This window comes from Mucilaginibacter sp. GW822-FHT03E02 (assembly GCF_058801545.1).
Window position 1 is genome coordinate 809,440 of sequence record NZ_JBXANJ010000002.1, and the last position, 17,396, is coordinate 826,835.

Here is a 17,396-nt window from a genome sequence, read left to right on the forward strand (position 1 = left end):
GAATGCATTATTTATCCCACCACATCCTTGTCAGGAACTCATCGGCGCCCTGCCGCGCAATTGCAGCTGCGTAAGATGCAGCATTAAGATTTTGCTCGGATATAGGGTACAACATCCTCCGGAATATTTTGCCGCCGGTGGCATTACCTACATAATTATTAGGCACCAAAGCGGGATACCCTGTACGCCTGTAAGTAGCAAATACCTCTTGTGCATCAGGGAAAATACCAATCCAAAACTGGGTATAAATCTGCGCCATTTTTTGATCAAGCGTACCTGCCGAATTAAACTTATGGTAATTGATATAGGTATTAATCTGGGCATCGCTTATAGCGCCCGCGCTGCCGCCAATAATAGCCCACTGGCGCATAGATGCCGCAATGCCACTCTCGTACAATGACGATGCAGTAGCCGCGCTATACCATCCTCTTGAAGCAGCCTCTGCAAGCAGAAAATAGCTCTCGGCAGCGGTAAATACCAAACGGGGAGAGTTTAAAAGCAGGATAGTTTTAGGGTTAGGTTCAGAGTAAGTTACAAAATCGGCCGGCTTGGCATTTAATGAAGCCGACATGCCTTTTTGTATTGATGAAGTTGTATCGGCAACGCCTGCGTTATAAACTATAGACACAACACCTAAACGCGGGTCTTTATTGGTTTTCAGGTAAGTGATAAATGGTTCCTGATATTTGCCGCCTTCGGTATTGGTAGTTCCGTTCTGAGCAATATAATCATTGTTCCAAAGATCATTTGCCAACGGATTTTTGTTGATATCCTGACCCGACCCAACATACGACACTTTGGCAATGTCGGCATCGTTTAATATCACACCGCCGGCTATAGCTTTTGTTGCCCATGACTGCGCCGAAGTTAAATCAACCTTGGTCATTCGCATAGCACACCTTAACATCAGCGAGTAGGCGAATTTTTTCCATTTATCAGTGCTTCCCCCGTAAATCAGATCAGCAGCGCCAAAAGTTGCTTTACTGGCGTCAAGCGATGTAGCAGCCTGGTCAAGCTCTTTCAGCATATCTGCATATATATCTTTCTGCGCATCATATGCGGGCTTATAAATAGAGCTGTTATAACCCTGCCCGGCCTGCGAGTATGGAATATCTCCATACAAATCGGTAAGCCTGCTAAAACAATATACCCGCCAGATGCGTGCCTCGGCAACCAGGTTAACCTGCGATGCATCGGTGCCTGCTGCTTTAATTACTTCAACCAGCTCATTGATTTCGTTAGGATAAGCATTACTAAATGCAGCAAATGACTGTTGGCTTTGAGCTAAAACGTATTTACTGCCAAACCCGGCCACATCATTAAAGCTGGTAGTATATTGCATGGTTCCCAGTAACAAATCGAGCATGCGGGCCGTACCATCGTACTCGGCCTTCGTAAATATATATTGAGGAACAGCTTTCGACGATGCGTTGGGGTTAACGTTCAACGTATCGAAGTTTTTAGTACATGATTGTGTAGCCATAATACCGAGTATTAACAGCAAACACGAAGTATATTTTGATATGTGTCTTTTCATCTTAATCAACTTTAAATATTAGAATTTAACTGCCAGGTTTACACCAAGTGAACGGGTACGTGGCAAACCAATTGATTCAAAACCCTGCGTGTTACTGTTGGTAAAACTCTCTTCGGGATCAAAATTCTTTGTCTTTTTGTAAAGCGTCCACAGGTTACGTGACACCAATGAAATACTTGCCGACTGAATATGAATCTTTTTAAGATCGAGACCGGGTAAATTATATGACAAAATAACCTGGCGAAGTTTTACAAAGCTTCCATCATGGGTAAACAGGTCTGAATAAATTTTATAGTTGTCATAATATGTACGTAAGCCACTTACCGGTACGGTGCGCGTATAAGCAGCCCCGGTTTGGTCTACTCCATTTAACACCAGGCCATTTTCACGGCCAGGCAGCGTTGATTTCATTAAACCTAAACGGGTAGCATACACTTCCATTAATGAGAACACCTTATTACCAAACTTACCGTCGAGCAGGAAGTTCAAAGAAAAGCGCTTGTACCTGAATTCGTTAGTTAAGCCCATGGTAAGCGGGGCAACACTTTTGCCAAGCGGTTCATATCCCGATTGAACAGGCAAGCCGGTGGTTGAATTGAATACCACTTGCCCGCTGCTGTTTTTTACCATATGTGTGCCATATAAAGTGCCGAATGACATTCCCTCGGTATTATTTAACAGCGCATAACCATTTACAGATGTCGCCATTTGAATGGTCGACAGGCCAGGGGCGAGTTTTACTACCTTGTTGTCGTTATATGCAACATTATAGTTAACGTTCCAGCTAAATTCTTTTGTTTTTACAGGCGAACCGTTTAATGCAACCTCGATACCCTTGTTACGTACTTCGCCAACGTTAAGGATTACATTATTATAACCCGAAGTTGATGAGATAGCCGTATTTACGATATCATTTGTGGTTTTACGATCATATAAGGTAACATCAAGGCCTAAGCGATTTTGCAGCATCTGCAGTTCCAGACCGGCTTCGGTAGTTGTAGAGGTGTAAGGCTTAAGCGCACTATTGGTAATGTTATTACTGGTAACATTTTGTAATGGCTGCCCGGCACTTGGCACATTGCTATAGGTAAGATTAATTACATAAGGATCAGGAGCACCACCGCCTACCTGCGCCCATGAGGCCCTCAGCTTGGCAAGGGTAAAAAACTGAGGTAGTTTAACAGCATCTGACAATATAAAGCTACCACCCACACTTGGATAAAAAATGCTGTTATTTTTAGAACTTAATGTAGAAAACCAATCCTTGCGGCCGGTGAACGATAAGAATACAAGGCTTTTGTAGTCGAAATCAGCCGAACCAAATACCGAGTTAGTCACTATTTTGGCATTATAAGGAGTAGTTGACGTTGTGGCAAGGTTGGTTGAGCTGTAAAAATAAGGAATTACAAACTGCGAACCATTTACGGTTTGCTGATTTGTGATGTTTTTACGGCTGTTTACACCACCTAATACCGAGCCATTAAAATCGTTTACAATTTTTGTTTTGTATGATACGGTCACCAGTTCGTTGGTTTCAGACACATCCGACTTTATAGACTGATATTGCCCATTGGGAACGTACAATGTACCTGTTGGTAGTATGTTTGAATAATTATAGTTAAAAAAGTCGCGACTTAATGTTGCTTTGAAAATCAGGTTTGTTATTGGTGTGTACGATACTGACCCCTGGCCTATAAAACGGTCTTTAACGTCATCTTCTTTAAATTTATTGATCACAAAGTAACCATTTGAAGCGATGGCGGCATCATTCCACACCTGCTCATTACCGTTGGCATCGTAGCCTGGTTTAAGCCAGCGTATATCAACGGTATTGGCAACCTCAAGCGGAGTCCAGTTAGGGTTTCCCAATGCATCGCCGGCCCCGGTGCGGTTATGACCAGTTTCGATATTATACTGCGCTAATGCTTCAATGGATATTTTACTGGTTAACTTACTGGTTAAAGCCAGGTTAAAAGTTTTACGATCATAAGTTGTACCCGGCAAAATACCTTTGCTATTCAGGTCGGCTGCAGAAAAACGGTAAGTGATTGCCTCATTACCGCCCAAAAACGCAAGGCTATTGGTGTAAGTACTCCCGGTTTGATAATAATTTTTAAGGTTATCTTTTTGAGCAGTATAAGGGTGCGTTTTGCCATCAACAGCAACATAATCTGTCGAACCGTCAATTTTTGCACCCCATGAACGCCTGCCGGTACCCTGGGCAGTTGCCAGCGTTGTTGGTTTTACGCCGCCATCTCCCTGGCCGTATTCATATTGATAATCCGGAAAAACAGCTACATTATCATAAGTAGCGGTTGAATTGTATTCAACCCCTACCCCTTTTTGAACCCTTCCTTTTTTGGTAGTAATCAATATAACACCGTTTGCTGCCCGTGAACCATACAAAGCTGCGGCAGTACCTCCCTTTAATACGCTGATGGACTCGATGTCGTCAGGGTTTAAAGCGGCTATACCATCGCCGCGGTCAACGTTATTGGTAATACCGTTTACAGTTGGTGCTCCGCCGGGTACGCTATTATCAATAGGCATACCGTTTACTACATAAAGGGGTTGGTTATCGCCGGCAAGGCCACCATTACCCCGTATAACTATACGGCTTGAACCACCAGGGCCGGTTGATAAACCCGCGGCATTTACACCCGCTACTTTACCTGTTAAGGCATTGGCAACGTTATTTTCGCGGGCCTGGGTAAACTCGGTCCCTTTAACTTCGGTAACAGAGTAACCTAATGATTTTCTTTGCTTACTGATACCAAGTGCGGTTACCACAACCTCGTTAAGCGTGCTGTTATTCTGTTTCAATTTTATTTGAACAGGCGATGTTAAATCTGTTACAGTAATCTCCTCTTTATTATAACCAATATAAGCCACCAATAAGGTTAATGGTTTCCCGGTAAATTTATCCGGGACCACCAGTTTAAAATTACCCATTACATCAGTCGAAGTCCCGATTTTAGGATCGGCCTTTAAATACACCGATGCTCCAATAACCGGCAGGCCGTCTTTTTCGTCAACCACCTTACCTATTAACACAGCGGCAACTACGGGCGCCGTATTAACGACGGTTTCTTTTACTGAGTAGATAGAAATCTGGCTGTTACTGATTTTACGGTATTCCAGCTGAAAAGCTGATAATAATTGTTTCAGGTTGTCATCAAGGTTAAACTGCTTAGCATTGTTAAATAAGCTTACCGGTATAAATTTATTATCCAGTAGTCCTTCCTGGTAAGCAATCTGCACATTGAATTGCTTTTTGATATTTTCAAGCGCATCCTTTAACAGCACTTTATTTTCGGCCACCTGCTGCATGGTATAGCCCGGGGCTTTTGTATGAAACCTGTTATTGCTGGTAAGCGCCAACTGAGCATAGCCGTAAACCGACTGGCCGAGCAACACCAACAAGAAACAGCAACATTTTAAAAAAGTTGAAAAGTCAAATTTTCGCATAAATGAGTTGTTTAGGGGTTAATTTTTTGTGATTGTGATGTTTTTGTCTGATTGGGTGACCTTTACCGATAATGTAGTGGAGATAGTTTCCAAAAGTTCGTCAACGTTTGATACACTTATCTCTCCTTCAATTTTCAGATTGGCAATAGCCGGGTCGGTATAATCAATGTGATATCCATAATCGTCGGTCATGACCTCGCCGATTTGTGATAACGTAGCATTGTTAAATAATAATTGGTGGTTTGTCCACTGTGTTAATTTCTCGGGCACAGCAAGCTTCTTTTGAGTAACCACCTTCCGGTGGGCGTATTCCACGTAATCGCCCGGTTTCATCACCAGCAGCCGGTTATTATGCGATGCCTGGTCAAGGTATTCCAGCATAATTTTACCGCTTACCAGGCCCACATTGGTTTTATTGTGCCTGTTACGTACGTTAAAGGAGGTACCTAACACCTCGATATTAACATCGTTGCAATGCACAATAAATCTTTCGGTAGCTTTTATATGGCGTGGATCTTTATTGATATGTTTTACACTGAAAAAACCTTCACCGCTGATCCAAACCTCCCGTGATTTATTATCCCAGTTGTTTGCGTATGATAATTTAGAGTTACCGTTAAGTATCACTATTGAATTATCGGGCAGGGTAACGGTACGCAATTCGCCAAAAGCGGTAACTACTTCATTTTTTGAGTTATATTTCAGCATCCAGAACGCTATCCCAACTGATGATACCAATAAGATCATCGCTGCTACCCGCAGGAAGGTGTTTAAGCGGAATACTTTTTGTTTTACTGTTCTTTTACCGTGTAAAGTACCTTCAATACGGTTCCAAACTTTTTGTTGATTTGCTTCGTTTGTAAAAACATCCTGCTTGCGGTAGGCTAATATAATTTGGGCAGCTTCATCAATAATTTCTTTTTGGGCAGGGTACATAGCTGTAACCGATTGCCAGAAGTTGATGTCATTTTTAGTGGGGCTGATAACGAACTGAAGAAAATCGTCATCATCTAAAAAGTCCTGTAGGGTATAAGTGCCGTATTTTGCAATCTCCATGCTATATAAGTTTCTGATTTTAACCTTATATACATGAGCATACGGGAATTATCCCTCCTAAATAAAAATAAATTTAATTTGAGTGAATATGGGTACCTAAACAGCCATAAAGACCAATAACAATGACCAGTTTTGAAGTTTTTAGCGCGCCCTGCAAGTTGTTGAACGCTTTGTAAAGCAGCTTATAAGTAGAGTTGATGTTGATTTCCATAATATCTGATATCTCTTCATAGCCCAACCCTTCGTAAAAACGCAGGTAAATGATTTCCTGCTGCCTGGCCGGCAAAGTTTTTACTACCGTTTTTATTTTATGCTGAAGTTCGCGTTCCTCTTCATTGGCAATAATCTGGTGATCAAATGAGATCTCGAAAGAAAAATTATAATCGGTTTCTGATTCTAAATCGACAAAACGCGATTGCCCCTGCATTTTGCGAAAAATAATACCGCGAAGCGATTTATAAAGGTAGTTTTTTACCGATGCCGGGGTACCAAGGGTTGCCCTGTTTGTCCAGAGTTTAATAAACAGGTCATGTATAGCATCCTCAATAATGTTTACGTCGCGGGTAAATTTGTAACCGTAATTATTGAGTACTTTAAAATGATCGTTGTAAAGTTGCGTGTAGGCATCCCAGTTGCCCTCTTTAAAGGCAAGCCATGTTGCAACATTGTCATCATAAAGCCTTACAATACTTTCAGACATAATAAAGTTAAAACCACCTACTTTTTAAAAAATGAATTTAAGTACAATGTAATGAATTATAACAATCATTTTACATAAACTTTAAATTATGTTCAGGAAAAAAATACGCGACAAAATACAAACTATTAAATAGCTTGATTGCATTAACTTAGAGGCTGGCAGTTAAATATGAAAGACGAAGAGAAACTAATTTTTAACAATCTTAAAGAGCAATACATCCATTTTGGATTGCCTGCGGATGGCATTGATGACAAAACCGATTTTGCTATTCATAACCTGAAGGATGTGCATGCTATCCTCCCCTATCAATCGCTCATTTTCAGGCCTAACTTTTTCTCGTTTGTATTTGTAAAGAACGGATATGGCAGATATACAACCGATGAACTGGTGTTTGATACTGTACCGGGAACTATATATTTTACAAATCCGGGGCATTATAAATCATATAACTGGCATAAGATAGAAGAAATATACCTGATTACGCTTAGCGAATCATTCCTGAAAGAGAATGTTCACAAGGATATTTTTGAAGAGTTTCCGTTCCTGCTTGCCGAAACTGTTCAGCCCCGCGTTTTGTCATCAGATGCATTTTCGGAGTTTGAGCAGCTGTACCTGCTGATAAATAAGGAATATCAAAATCACAGTGCTTATCGCAACCGTATCATCGGGAACCTGTTTGTGGTACTCCTTTTAAAGATAAAAGAATACTTTTGGAAGGACTATAACCCCATTTATGAGGGCAACCGCAGTTCGCAAATTGTAAAAGAGTTTAAGCGAATGCTGGAAAAACATTACCGCGACCTGGGCAATGGCTTACTTGAAAAAGCATACCGGGTACAAGATTATGCCGATGCCCAAAGCCTGCACCCCAATTACCTGAGCAACGTTATCAAAATAAAAACCGGCAAACCCATTGGCACCTGGATAACAGAAAAAACAATATCGGAGGCCAGGGCATTACTGCAAAACTCAACTATATCTATCAAGGAGATTGCCTACCGGTTGGGCTTTTCCGAGTCGACCCATTTTAGCAATTACTTTAAAAAACATACGGGTCTGTCGCCGGTTTTATTCAGGAAACAGCACATAGCCGCCACATCTTAGATATTTATATGTAATGCTATAATATGTATATCATTTGAGGTAACCCCAAACCTCACCTTTGTTATGTCGAAACAAACAAGACATCAACATACAATAACAAAGGAAACCATGAACACATTAGCAGAAAAAGTAGTTTTAGTAACCGGAGCCTCAAGAGGCATTGGTGCAGCAGTAGCCCACAAACTGGCACAAGCCGGTGCAAAAGTAATTGTTAACTATGCCGGCGGCCTTGAAGCAGCCGTGCAAACCGTAAACTCCATTAAAGCGGCCGGCGGCGATGCTATAGCCCTGCAAGCCGATGTAAGCAAAGCCGATGAAGTAGCCGCTATGTTTGATGCCGCCATTGCACACTATGGCAAAATTGACGTATTGGTAAACAATGCCGGCATCATGATAACCAAACTGTTGAAAGATACTACCGACGACGATTTTACCCGCCAGTTTGACATCAATGTACGCGGCACTTTTAATACGATGCGCCAGGCAGCAACCAAGCTGGCCGATAACGGCAGCATTATAAATTTCTCGTCAACTACAACCCGGGTAATAATGCCAACCTATGGTACTTATGTTGCCACCAAAGCAGCAGTTGAGCAACTAACCCGTGTATTTAGCAAAGAGGTTGGCGCAAGGGGCATCAATGTAAACTCCGTATCTCCGGGCCCTACCAATACCGAATTGTTTACCAAGGGCAAACCACAGGAAGTAATTGACCGCCTGGCATCGCTCTCGGCCTTTAACCGTATCGGCGAACCTGAAGATATTGCCAAAATAGTAGTATTCCTGGCCAGCGACGACGCCAAATGGATAAGCGCGCAAAACATTGGCGCAAATGGCGCTATGGCTTAAAACAGAGTCAAGAGATTAGGATTAAAGACAAAAATATCAAATAGCAAAACATAGAAATCATGAACTCATTAAATAATAAGGTGGCATTAATAACAGGATCGGCACGTGGATTAGGAAAGGCGATAGCCGAGCGTTATGCGGCATTAGGGGCCGATATTGTAATCAATTATTCGCGAGACAAGGCATCGGCCGATGAAGTGGTTAGTAATATAGCCGCCATGGGCGCAAAGGTTATAGCTGTACAAGCCGATGTAAGCAAAGTGGCTGATATTGAAAGATTGTTTGCCGAAGCTAAAAAGGCATTCGGTAAAATAGATATTGTAGTGGCCAACGCAGGTATCGAGCTTGTAGAAACCCCGGTAGTTGATTTTACCGAAGAACAGTTTGACAGGGTATTTTCCATTAACACTAAAGGAACTTACTTTACAATGCAACAGGCAGCCAAAAATGTAGAGGATAACGGCCGTATCATTTACATAGCATCCAGCACAACGTCATTTCCGGTGCCAGGGATGGCTGTTTATGGCGGCAGCAAAACAACGCCACGTTACCTGGTTGATATATTATCAAAAGAGATAGGTCATAAAGGAATTACTGTTAATTCTATCATTCCATTTGCGGTTGACCATTCGGGAATATTTGCCGAAGCGGGCAGCTACCCCGAATTAAGGAAACAATTGCTTGATAGCTGCCCCATGGGCCGCCTGGCCGAAGTTGAAGATGTGGCCAACGCTGCCGAATTTTTTGCAAGCGATCTGTCGTCATTTGTTAATGGACAGCACCTGCTGGTAAATGGCGGCGCAACAAATTAATAAGGCCACCGCACAAACCGAAAAAAACTCCGCCTCGTAATCAGAGGGCGGAGTTTTTTATTGAATGATATTTTGGTTTAATTATTTAAGAAGCGTTCGCCAGCTTGTAGCCAGGCTCGGCAGTTAATGTACGCTTTACAATTGGAATAGCAGGTTCCTGGTATTTCTCTTTCAGTTTTTTAAATATCTGGAAGCTAAACGCGTCCTGCATTGGTAAATTCCATTTGGCAATGGACGCAGGGCGTAGTTGTAAACTATCAGTTGGCACCCTTAAATTCATGTGATTGATGTGCGTAAGGCCGGTGGTTTTATCGGTATCAAATATCACAAATGTATCAATTACATTACCCCCGGCATCTGTGTAAATTACTGACTCATGTTCGTTAAAAGTATTCATAATGTTGGTAGATATACTCTGATAACAGGAAAATAAAACAAAGGTTTCATAATTATTAATTAATTTAATTTTAAACAAACTTAATTAATTAAAAATGCAGAATTAAAGCCGTTGTTCTTCATCAAAATAAAATAGTCCTTTTCGCATACCGTTGGCGCCCCCTGGCAACACCTTTGGTGCACCTTTATCTTATCTTAATATAAACACTTGTTTTATAATAGCTTGCAAATACAAAGGCTTTTATGTAGTTTAGAACTACCGGTTGTACAACCGGTAGTTCTAAACATATTTCTGCTTACCTTTAAAAACATCACATCATGCCGAATCACCTGTCTCCACTCGGAATTTTCCACACCGCTGTCAGTATTCTTGCCGTACTTGTTGCCCTTTATGCCTTGTTTCGCCAGGGAAAAATCGATCCTAAGAGCGGTCCCGGTAAATTGTATATCCTGTTCACCGTCATCGGTTGCCTTACAGCCTTGCCCATCATGAAAACCGGGCACTTTACCGCGGGCCATGGTCTGGCTGTTATCGTTTTAGCAGTGTTACCTTTGGGTATTTACGCCAAATTCATTAGCTTTTTAGGAAAATCGGCCGAATATGTACAGGTTTTTATCATGTCGCTCACCCTGTTTTTTTCTATGATACCGGCTACTATCGAAACCTTAACCAGGTTACCCATCAGTCATCCGCTGGCCGCAGATCCTAATGATCCCGTAGCTAAAATGGGCTTAATGACGCTTGTTGCCGTATTTGTAATTGGCGTTTTGTACCAGCTATTGAAAATCAGGTCAAAACGAAAAGCAGCCGGAACACCCGATGTCAATTTAAGCTGATAGTGAATTTACGCTTGCCTAAACGCAATATTCCTTTCGGCCATTAATGCTTTAAGTATTTGCAGGCCCTTTTTGCCCGTACCATGTAGTTTCATAAAATCAGCTTCCTGCCAGGCAGATAACTGGTTTATATCAGTTATTCCGGCGTTGGCTAAGGCGCGCTGTGCCGGGTTCGAAAGTTTATGCAATGGGTTGTCGTTGTTCTTGTCTTTCATCTTCATTAGGTTTATTATTCAAATTTAACACCCATATCCCTTTATCATGCGGTACCGGCGCAACAAATTATCGGGCAGGTTGCAACTACCCGAAATTAATCCCCATATTGTAACATGAAAAAATACTACCTGTTAGTGTTCCTGTTTTTTACCGGCTTAACAGGCTCGGCCATATATCCGCATGATTATTTCACCTGGATACTGGAAGTTTTTCCGGCAATTTTTGGTTTTATCGCCCTGGCTTTAACATTCAACAAATTCAGGTTCAGTTATTTTACCTACATCATGATACTGGCGCATTGCTATGTTTTGTTTATAGGCGGTCATTATACCTACGCGCTGGTGCCGCTGTTTGATTGGGTAAAAGATGTTTTTCACCAGGCACGTAATAACTACGATAAAGTTGGCCATTTTACCCAGGGCTTTGTACCTGCCTTGATAGCCCGCGAATTATTTATCCGGAAAAATATTATCCAAAAACGCGGCTGGCTGGCTGTGCTAATGGTTTGCGTTTGTACCACCATCAGCGTATTATATGAGTTTATAGAATGGTTTGTATCCGTAGCTTCCGGCTCATCCGGCGATTCATTTTTAGGCACCCAGGGCGATATCTGGGATACGCAATCAGATATGCTTTTCGCTATGATAGGCGCAACCTGTATGGTTATATTTTTTGCAAAATTACAGGATAACCAGATAAGGGATTTAGGGTTTGCACAATAACTTAAAACAGTATTTATTTAATATTTACCTTTTACCTACCGCAACTGCCATCAACAGGTAAAGCCCCTTAAAGTGGCTGGTTTCTAAAAAACCAATTGATTTAACTATTAATTAAGCTGCGCGTTTCAAATAATGATCAACCAGGCGGGTCAAATCGGTAAGTTCAAATGGCTTACTTAACCACGCATCGGCACCACACGCCTTGGCAATATCGGCTAAATCTGGATAACCGGAAATCAGGATAACAGGAATATGGTAAGTCAAAGGATGCTTTTTGATAGCGACGCAAAGTTCGCTACCAAAGCCGTCTTTTAGCTTATGATCAACCAATACCATATCTGGCATGTGTAATATAACGCCCTTTATCGAGTTTTTATCAAACGAGGCAACGGTTCGATAGCCCTCTTCATGCAGGATCATCTGTATCGCATCAGACAGATCTGCATCGTCTTCAACAACAAATATTTTTTTACTCATAGGTTTATTATAATAGATATACAAAGCTACAGAAGTTAATTCGTAACCATCAATTATAAATTAACAATTTTAAACCCTAAGCAACCATTTTGAGCATTTTTTTACAATGTAGTTATCAACAAACAGGTGGTAAAATATTTTTTATCGGCCAAACAAATCCATTGCAATTTCCTTAAATAACTGACAATTTAAGTTTTTAATGAAGGACCTCATCCCCTATGAAAATAACAACATACCCTGGTAAATCATTCCCGCTTGGCGCAACATGGGATGGTAAGGGCGTAAACTTTACACTATATTCCGAGAACGCTACCGGCGTTGAACTTTGCCTGTTTCACAGTCCCGAAGACGAAATAGAAACAGAAAGGATCCCGGTTACCGAATATTCCGAACTCATCTGGCACATCTATATTCCCGGTTTAAAACCCGGCCAGCTTTACGGTTACCGGGTAAGCGGCCCCTACGAGCCCGAAAACGGCCACCGTTTTAACCCCAATAAGCTTTTGCTTGACCCGTATGCCAAAGCCATATCGGGCACTATTAACTGGGACGATTCCCTTTTTGGCTACCAGATAGGCAGCGATGAAAAAGACCTGAGTTTTAGCGAAACCGATAACGCGGCCTTTGTACCCAAATCGGTAGTAGTTGATCATAATTTTGATTGGGAAGGCGATAAAGCACCTTGTATCGAGTACTTTAACTCGGTAATATATGAGGCCCACGTTAAAGGTTTTACTAAAATGCACCCCGATATTCCGGAAGAGATCAGGGGCACCTACGCCGCCATCGGTCACCCGGTAACTATTAAATATTTAAAGAAACTGGGCATTACAGCCATCGAACTGATGCCCATCCATCATTTTTTAGATGACAGGCACCTTATTGAAAAGGGCTTAACCAACTATTGGGGCTATAATACCATTGGCTTTTTTGCACCCGATGCCCGCTACTCATCAAGCGGCGTGCGTGGCGAGCAGGTAACCGAGTTTAAAACCATGGTAAAAGAGCTGCACAAAGCGGGGATTGAAGTGATACTTGATGTGGTTTACAACCATACCGGCGAAGGCAGCGAGATGGGGCCTACCCTATCGTTCCGCGGTATTGATAACTGTTGTTACTACCGCCTGGCCGAGGATAACCGGTATTATATGGACTACACCGGCACCGGTAACACACTGAATGCCAATTTGCCCAATGTATTGCGCCTGATGATGGATAGCCTGCGTTACTGGATATTGGAAATGCATGTGGATGGCTTTAGGTTTGACCTTGCTGCTACCCTGGCGCGCGAGTTGCACGAGGTAAACCGGCTGAGCGCCTTTTTTGATATTATTCACCAGGATCCTTGTATATCGCAGGTTAAATTGATTGCCGAACCATGGGATGTTGGCGAAGGCGGCTACCAGGTGGGCAAGTTTCCGCCGGGATGGGCCGAATGGAACGGCAAATACCGCGACAGCATCCGCGATTTTTGGAGCGGCACCGAAAGTTCATTGGCCGAATTTGGCGACAGGATCACCGGCAGCTCCGATCTTTACAAATCATACCGCAGGCCAACAGCCAGCGTTAACTTTGTAACCGCCCATGATGGCTTTACACTGACCGACCTGGTAACCTACAACGAAAAACATAACGAAGCCAATGGCGAGGATAATAACGATGGCGAAAGCCATAACCGGTCCTGGAACTGCGGGTTTGAAGGCCCAACCGACGACAAAGCCATTAACGAGCTGCGCGAAAAGCAAAAAAGAAATTTTTTAACCACGCTTTTCCTATCGCAAGGGGTGCCTATGCTGGTGGCCGGTGATGAAATGAGCCGTACCCAAAAAGGCAACAACAATACCTACTGCCAGGATAATGAACTGAGCTGGATAAATTGGGAAACCATGGATAAATACCTGATGGTATTTACCAGTAAACTGATTAAGCTGAGGAAAGAGCATGCGGCATTCTCGCGCAAGAACTGGTTTAAGGGCGAGGTTGAGAAAAAAAGCGGCGTAGCCGATATTGCCTGGTTTTTGCCAAACGGCTCAGAAATGGGCGAAGATAACTGGAACCATGATTTTGCCAAATCGGTGGCTGTTTTTTTGAACGGATTGGGCCTGCACAGCGTTAATGCCGAAGGCAACAAGATAGTAGACGATAGCTTCTATATTATATTTAACGCCCATGACGAACCTTTAAGCTACAAATTGCCGGCCACAGAATATGCCAGCAATTGGGAACTGCTGATTGACAGCGACAAAAAAGCAAATGAGGATACAACGGGAACTTTTAAAGCAGAAGAAACAATACAGGTTGAAGGGCGGTCTGTTGTACTGCTTCAGCATCAATTGATCCACAATAGCGAAACAAAACATCATTAACAGAAACATCCGGGACCTATCTTAATAAACCATAATTTGCAACAGCTGGGGGGGGTGGTATCAAATATCGAAAACCATTACCTAAAACAACTGATAAATTTTACTGTGCAAAAACCAGCAACACCAATATTGTGTGTTGAATATCGATAAAATAAAGCCCGGCGGCAGGTGTGGTTTATAAAAGCCGGATGAAAATAAATCTCCATCCGGCTAAATCACTCTAAAACAATCACCTCTTAATTAAATAGGAAGTATAAACAAATTATATATAGATACTTTAACAAGTACTATTAATTAAATGTTACAACAAAGTTATCTATAATATACAGCAAGCGCGTGATAACCCGGTCATTTTTACGGGGTACTGACATTTAATACTAAACGGTATTTAATGGATTGTATTAACAATAAAGCAACCCTTTAATGAATATATCGGTAAGCAAAAGTTTCTTGCTCCTGATCTCTTCAAGGTGTTCTTTACGGGGGAAACTGCTTTTCTTTTGAGATACAGCCCCTACCCTGATGCCGTGCATGGCATCCAATAAAAGGTCTACCAATTCTTCGGGCTTTTCAATCGGGTTTATGCAGCCTTTTTCCATTTCATTTTTAACAGCGTTGCTTAACAAAGTAAGCTCGGCTTTGTGCACCTGCTCAACAATTTCCCAAATGGTATCTGGCAAATTTTGCTCGTTAAGCCTGAAAAAATCAAAAAAGTTATAATTACTTACAATAAAATCGTGATGGGTGTTGATCTGGAAAACAAAAGCTTCTTTAAGGCTGCCGAATGTATCGGCCTTTTCTTCCAGTTTTTTCAAGTAGTCTACAGCCAGTTTTCGCATTACGGCCATGTACAGCTGGCTTTTATCCGGAAAGTAATAATACAGCAGTGCTTTTGACATTGAAAGGTCGCCGGCAATTTCATTCATCGTGGTTTTTGAATAGCCATAATGTAAAAAACGCTCGTACGATGCCTCTAATATCTTTTCCCTTTTTATATCCTGATGGTCGTGGGTTGTAGCCATTGCCGTATCAATTATTAAATTCCAGTCAGCTTAAAAACTAAATTCCTGACTTTTTAAACAAATCTATCAAAAAATCTATACATAACTGTAGCAACACCCCTTTGATTACGTGTTGTTAAAACAATTTTACATTCGTAGTATTTATGATAGTAATTAACTAACATTATTAAGCATGAATATTGTTAACAGACTCCCCCCTGATCTGCTTGAATTTTCTAAACAAATCCCTGCCTTCGTATGGAACCTTATTATAACAGTAACAGCTATCCTGGTAGGTTTACTCATAAAACTTGCAGTTACGCGTTTGTTTAGGGTATATGCAAAAAAAGAAGAGACGGATTATTCTTTCTTCAGGTCGGTTATCATAAACCTGGGCAAGGCTATAACCTATTTCATTCCTTTATTCCTGTTCAATCTGTTTATCCCACTGATGCGGATGGATAAGGCCTACCTTACCCCGCTTGATAAAACAATCGAAATTTTCCTGACCATATCATTCGCCGGTATCCTGGTACGCTCCATCAGGGTGCTTGAAGATTATATTTACCACACATACGATCTTAACAAGGCCGATAACCTGGTTGAGCGTAAAGTGCGCACGCAAATACAGTTTATCCGCAAGTTTTTGGTGGTACTTATTGTGTTTGTAACCATTGCCATCATACTGCTCAGTTTTGACAGCATGCGCAAAATTGGCACAGGGTTGCTGACGGGAGTTGGTATAGGCGGTATAATTGTTGGTTTTGCGGCGCAAACCTCATTGGGTAACCTGCTGGCCGGCTTCCAGATAGCGTTTACCCAGCCAATCCGTATTGATGATGTGTTGGTTGTGGAAGGCGAATGGGGCCGCGTGGAAGAGATTACGCTAACCTATGTGGTGCTTAACATTTGGGATAAACGAAGGCTGATACTCCCTATCAATTACTTCATCACCAAACCCTTTCAAAACTGGACACGCACCTCATCCGAAATTTTGGGTACTGTGTTTTTGTATGTAGATTACACTATTCCGCTGGATGCTATCCGCAAGGAGTTTGAGCGGCTGATTAATTTGAGCCCGCTTTGGGATAAAAAAGTGCAGGTGGTACAGGTGACCGATACCAAGGAAAACAACATCGAGGTACGTGTACTTATGAGTGCCCGCAACTCTTCAGAAGCATTTGACCTGCGCTGCTACATCCGCGAAAACCTGGTTGGCTTTATCCAGCAAAACTACCCAGGCAGCTTGCCAAGAATCAGGAACGAGGTTAGCAATCTCGAAAAATTTATGCAGCCCAAAGCCGAAGCTTAAGCTGCATTTGAAAATTCAATACCGCTGCCAATTACCAGGGCATCTTCTATAGCGCCAACAAACGGATCAGTTATATTACTGACTTTTACAGCATCCTTGCGCAACCAAAAACTGCCAAATGTTGATGCGAAAGCCGCTGCCCCGCCAATTAAAGCGCCGGTAGCCGCATTGCCTCCCGTGGCTTTATATACACTGGCACCGGCAAGTGCTCCGGACATCATCCTGAACACAACCGAAACCGGTTTAACCCGGTCTTTAGCCGATGGCAGTTTATCGCCGATAATTTCGCCTACGGCCAGTATCTTCAGCGCCAGCGCGACATTTCTGGATTGCATGAATTTTAATGGGGAGTGATCAAGTCTTTTGGTTTGATGATGGCTTAATATATGACTGGCAATAACCGGTGCCGACGCTGACCGCATGCCGGCCAAAGCGCCCAACCCCATAACCTGCCAAAAAGGATGTGATATTCTGAGTTCCATGTTGATGCTTATTATAACATAATAACCATGCATTGCTGATTATGTTCTGTGTAAAACAACA

At 42.2% G+C, this 17,396-nt stretch carries 16 protein-coding genes; 7 read left to right on the top strand and 9 right to left on the bottom strand.

Annotated elements, in window-relative coordinates; translation table 11 throughout:
* Positions 1 to 7 precede the first annotated feature (7 nt).
* The 4 genes from AC1RM2_RS30100 to AC1RM2_RS30115 form a co-directional block, all read right to left on the bottom strand.
* The gene (locus AC1RM2_RS30100) at positions 8 to 1,537 is read right to left on the bottom strand and encodes a SusD/RagB family nutrient-binding outer membrane lipoprotein (RefSeq protein ID WP_492988844.1); all 1,530 of its coding nucleotides are present in this window, start codon (positions 1,535 to 1,537) and stop codon (positions 8 to 10) included.
* 18 nt (positions 1,538 to 1,555) lie between these two features.
* Positions 1,556 to 5,005, bottom strand: coding sequence for a SusC/RagA family TonB-linked outer membrane protein (locus AC1RM2_RS30105; protein ID WP_492988845.1), 3,450 nt, complete (start codon positions 5,003 to 5,005; stop codon positions 1,556 to 1,558).
* A gap of 18 nt (positions 5,006 to 5,023) precedes the next feature.
* Entirely contained in the window at positions 5,024 to 6,061 is a 1,038-nt protein-coding gene (locus tag AC1RM2_RS30110; protein WP_492988846.1) for a FecR family protein, read from the bottom strand.
* Positions 6,062 to 6,134: 73 nt separating this feature from the next.
* The gene (locus tag AC1RM2_RS30115; RefSeq protein WP_492988847.1) at positions 6,135 to 6,761 is read right to left on the bottom strand and encodes an RNA polymerase sigma factor; all 627 of its coding nucleotides are present in this window, start codon (positions 6,759 to 6,761) and stop codon (positions 6,135 to 6,137) included.
* Positions 6,762 to 6,929: 168 nt separating this feature from the next.
* On the opposite strand from AC1RM2_RS30115, the gene AC1RM2_RS30120 reads away from it, so the two are divergent.
* The 3 genes from AC1RM2_RS30120 (at position 6,930) to AC1RM2_RS30130 (ending at position 9,526) form a co-directional block, all read left to right on the top strand.
* On the top strand, positions 6,930 to 7,865 hold the full coding sequence (locus tag AC1RM2_RS30120; protein WP_492988848.1) for a helix-turn-helix domain-containing protein: 936 nt from the start codon (positions 6,930 to 6,932) through the stop codon (positions 7,863 to 7,865).
* Between the two features lie 108 nt (positions 7,866 to 7,973).
* Complete coding sequence (locus AC1RM2_RS30125; protein WP_492988849.1) at positions 7,974 to 8,714, top strand: SDR family oxidoreductase; 741 nt, start codon at positions 7,974 to 7,976, stop codon at positions 8,712 to 8,714.
* A 59-nt stretch (positions 8,715 to 8,773) separates the two neighbouring features.
* On the top strand, positions 8,774 to 9,526 hold the full coding sequence (locus tag AC1RM2_RS30130) for a glucose 1-dehydrogenase (protein WP_477361222.1): 753 nt from the start codon (positions 8,774 to 8,776) through the stop codon (positions 9,524 to 9,526).
* An 85-nt stretch (positions 9,527 to 9,611) separates the two neighbouring features.
* On the opposite strand, the gene AC1RM2_RS30135 is transcribed toward AC1RM2_RS30130, so the two are convergent.
* On the bottom strand, positions 9,612 to 9,923 hold the full coding sequence (locus AC1RM2_RS30135) for a hypothetical protein (protein WP_492988850.1): 312 nt from the start codon (positions 9,921 to 9,923) through the stop codon (positions 9,612 to 9,614).
* A 317-nt stretch (positions 9,924 to 10,240) separates the two neighbouring features.
* On the opposite strand from AC1RM2_RS30135, the gene AC1RM2_RS30140 reads away from it, so the two are divergent.
* Positions 10,241 to 10,759, top strand: a complete 519-nt coding sequence (locus AC1RM2_RS30140; protein WP_492988851.1) for a DUF2306 domain-containing protein — start codon at positions 10,241 to 10,243, stop codon at positions 10,757 to 10,759.
* 8 nt (positions 10,760 to 10,767) lie between these two features.
* Here the strand turns inward: AC1RM2_RS30140 and AC1RM2_RS30145 are convergent, their stop codons facing one another.
* Positions 10,768 to 10,974, bottom strand: coding sequence for a helix-hairpin-helix domain-containing protein (locus AC1RM2_RS30145; RefSeq protein ID WP_492988852.1), 207 nt, complete (start codon positions 10,972 to 10,974; stop codon positions 10,768 to 10,770).
* 114 nt (positions 10,975 to 11,088) lie between these two features.
* Here AC1RM2_RS30145 and AC1RM2_RS30150 point away from each other — a divergent pair, with 114 nt between their 5' ends.
* A complete protein-coding gene (locus tag AC1RM2_RS30150) occupies positions 11,089 to 11,697 on the top strand; it encodes a DUF2238 domain-containing protein (protein WP_492988853.1) in 609 nt (202 codons plus the stop codon).
* 111 nt (positions 11,698 to 11,808) lie between these two features.
* Here the strand turns inward: AC1RM2_RS30150 and AC1RM2_RS30155 are convergent, their stop codons facing one another.
* The gene (locus AC1RM2_RS30155) at positions 11,809 to 12,174 is read right to left on the bottom strand and encodes a response regulator (RefSeq protein WP_477361234.1); all 366 of its coding nucleotides are present in this window, start codon (positions 12,172 to 12,174) and stop codon (positions 11,809 to 11,811) included.
* Positions 12,175 to 12,392: 218 nt separating this feature from the next.
* On the opposite strand from AC1RM2_RS30155, the gene glgX reads away from it, so the two are divergent.
* Positions 12,393 to 14,540 carry a glycogen debranching protein GlgX gene (gene glgX, locus AC1RM2_RS30160; protein WP_492988854.1) on the top strand — a complete coding sequence of 716 codons (2,148 nt, stop codon included), beginning with the start codon at positions 12,393 to 12,395 and terminating at the stop codon, positions 14,538 to 14,540.
* Between the two features lie 401 nt (positions 14,541 to 14,941).
* Here the strand turns inward: glgX and AC1RM2_RS30165 are convergent, their stop codons facing one another.
* Positions 14,942 to 15,562 (bottom strand): TetR/AcrR family transcriptional regulator, encoded by a 621-nt coding sequence (locus AC1RM2_RS30165; RefSeq protein WP_492988855.1) that lies wholly within the window; start codon positions 15,560 to 15,562, stop codon positions 14,942 to 14,944.
* A 172-nt stretch (positions 15,563 to 15,734) separates the two neighbouring features.
* Here AC1RM2_RS30165 and AC1RM2_RS30170 point away from each other — a divergent pair, with 172 nt between their 5' ends.
* Positions 15,735 to 16,853 carry a mechanosensitive ion channel family protein gene (locus tag AC1RM2_RS30170; protein WP_492988856.1) on the top strand — a complete coding sequence of 373 codons (1,119 nt, stop codon included), beginning with the start codon at positions 15,735 to 15,737 and terminating at the stop codon, positions 16,851 to 16,853.
* Here AC1RM2_RS30170 and AC1RM2_RS30175 read toward each other — a convergent pair.
* Positions 16,850 to 17,335 carry a DUF4126 domain-containing protein gene (locus AC1RM2_RS30175; RefSeq protein WP_492988857.1) on the bottom strand — a complete coding sequence of 162 codons (486 nt, stop codon included), beginning with the start codon at positions 17,333 to 17,335 and terminating at the stop codon, positions 16,850 to 16,852. The two genes, AC1RM2_RS30170 and AC1RM2_RS30175, sit on opposite strands and share 4 nt — an antisense overlap.
* Between the last annotated feature and the right edge of the window lie 61 nt (positions 17,336 to 17,396).